At 53.6% G+C, this 2,500-nt stretch carries 1 rRNA gene (cut by a window edge); it reads left to right on the top strand.

The window, feature by feature from the left end:
• Positions 1 to 2,439 (top strand): 23S ribosomal RNA (locus ACWGL1_RS16070); it begins 342 nt to the left of the window's first position.
• Positions 2,440 to 2,500 lie beyond the last annotated feature (61 nt).

The following is a 2,500-nucleotide window of genomic DNA, read 5'->3' as shown; positions in this document are numbered from 1 at the left end:
GAAAGTCCGGCCATAGCGGGTGACAGCCCCGTAGACGTCAAACAGCAAGAGACTCGAGTAGGGCGGGACACGTGAAATCCTGTCTGAACATGGGGGGACCACCCTCCAAGCCTAAGTACTCCTCTACGACCGATAGTGAACAAGTACCGTGAGGGAAAGGTGAAAAGCACCCCGACAAGGGGAGTGAAACAGATCCTGAAATCGGAAGCCTACAAGCAGTCGGAGCCGCCAAGCGCGGTGACGGCGTACCTTTTGTATAATGGGTCAGCGACTTCATGTGTCGAGCAAGCTTAAGCCGTTAGGTGTAGGCGCAGCGAAAGCGAGTCTGAATAGGGCGCTAAGTTCGACGTATGACGACCCGAAACCAGGTGATCTATCCATGAGCAGGATGAAGGTAAGGTAACACTTACTGGAGGTCCGAACCCGTGAATGTTGAAAAATTCTGGGATGACTTGTGGATAGGGGTGAAAGGCCAATCAAACCTGGACATAGCTGGTTCTCCGCGAAATCTATTTAGGTAGAGCGTCCGACGAATACCCTGGGGGGTAGAGCACTGGATGGTTGCGGGCTGCGCGAGCGGTACCAATACTAACCAAACTCCGAATACCCAGGAGTACTATCGGGCAGACACACGGCGGGTGCTAACGTCCGTCGTGAAAAGGGAAACAACCCTAACCATCATCTAAGGCCCCCAAGTCATGGCTAAGTGGGAAACGATGTGGGATTGCTTTGACAATCAGGAGGTTGGCTTAGAAGCAGCCATCCTTTAAAGAAAGCGTAACAGCTCACTGATCAAGCGATCCTGCGCGGAAAATGTAACGGGGCTAAAGCCATGCGCCGAAGATATGGGTTTGCAGTTTACTGCAAGCGGTAGCGGAGCGTTCCGTAAGCCTGTGAAGGTCAACCGTGAGGTTGGCTGGAGGTATCGGAAGTGAGAATGCTGACATGAGTAACGATAAACAGTGTGAGAAACACTGTCGCCGAAAGACCAAGGGTTCCTGCGTAAAGCTAATCTGCGCAGGGTTAGTCGGCCCCTAAGGCGAGGCTGAAAAGCGTAGTCGATGGGAAGCAGGTAAATATTCCTGCACCAGCTGGAAGTGACGGATGGCATAAGTCGTCGGGGCTTATTGGATTGTTCCCGGCGGTGGCGTTGTCCCTGGAAATAACTCCAGCAGAGACCGTACCCGAAACCGACACAGGTGGTCAGGTAGAGTATACCAAGGCGCTTGAGAGAACTGTGCTGAAGGAACTCGGCAAATTGCACGCGTAACTTCGGAAAAAGCGTGACTCACCCTGGGCAACCAGGAATGAGTGGCACAAGCCAGGGGGTAGCGACTGTTTAGCAAAAACATAGGGCTCTGCGAAGCATCAATGCGACGTATAGGGTCTGACGCCTGCCCGGTGCCTGAAGGTTAAAGGGAGGAGTGAAAGCTCCGAACTGAAGCCCAGGTAAACGGCGGCCGTAACTATAACGGTCCTAAGGTAGCGAAATTCCTTGTCGGGTAAGTTCCGACCTGCACGAATGGCGTAACGACTTCCCCACTGTCTCCAGCACAGGCTCAGTGAAATTGAATTCCCCGTGAAGATGCGGGGTTCCCGCGGTCAGACGGAAAGACCCTATGAACCTTTACTATAGCTTCGCCTTGGCGTTAGCGACCGTATGTGTAGGATAGGTGGGAGGCTATGAAGCCGGGGCGCCAGCTCTGGTGGAGCCATCCTTGAAATACCACCCTTACTGTCGTTGACGTCTAACCGAGGGCCGTTATCCGGTCCCGGGACATGGCGTGGTGGGTAGTTTGACTGGGGCGGTCGCCTCCCAAAGTGTAACGGAGGCGCGCGATGGTTAGCTCAGACCGGTCGGAAATCGGTCGTCGAGTGCAATGGCATAAGCTAGCCTGACTGCGAGACTGACAAGTCGAGCAGAGACGAAAGTCGGCCATAGTGATCCGGTGGTCCCGCGTGGAAGGGCCATCGCTCAACGGATAAAAGGTACTCTAGGGATAACAGGCTGATTTTGCCCAAGAGTCCATATCGACGGCAAAGTTTGGCACCTCGATGTCGGCTCATCACATCCTGGGGCTGGAGCAGGTCCCAAGGGTACGGCTGTTCGCCGTTTAAAGTGGTACGTGAGCTGGGTTCAGAACGTCGTGAGACAGTTTGGTCCCTATCTGCCGTGGGTGTTCGAAGCTTGAGAGGATCTGTCCCTAGTACGAGAGGACCGGGATGGACATACCTCTGGTGGACCTGTCGTGGCGCCAGCCGCGCAGCAGGGTAGCTAAGTATGGAATAGATAACCGCTGAAAGCATCTAAGCGGGAAACTAACCTCAAAACAAGGCTTCGCTGAGGATCGTGGAAGACTACCACGTTGATAGGCCAGGTGTGGAAGCGCGGTGACGTGTGAAGCTTACTGGTACTAATAATCCGATCGGCTTGATCGTTTCTCAGCAAAACTCATTCGGTTTTTACTTGCCGAAATCAAAAGACGATATCTTCTCATTT

The organism is Brevundimonas sp. NPDC055812, from assembly GCF_053616535.1.
This window is presented reverse-complemented; position numbering and strand designations above follow the sequence as displayed.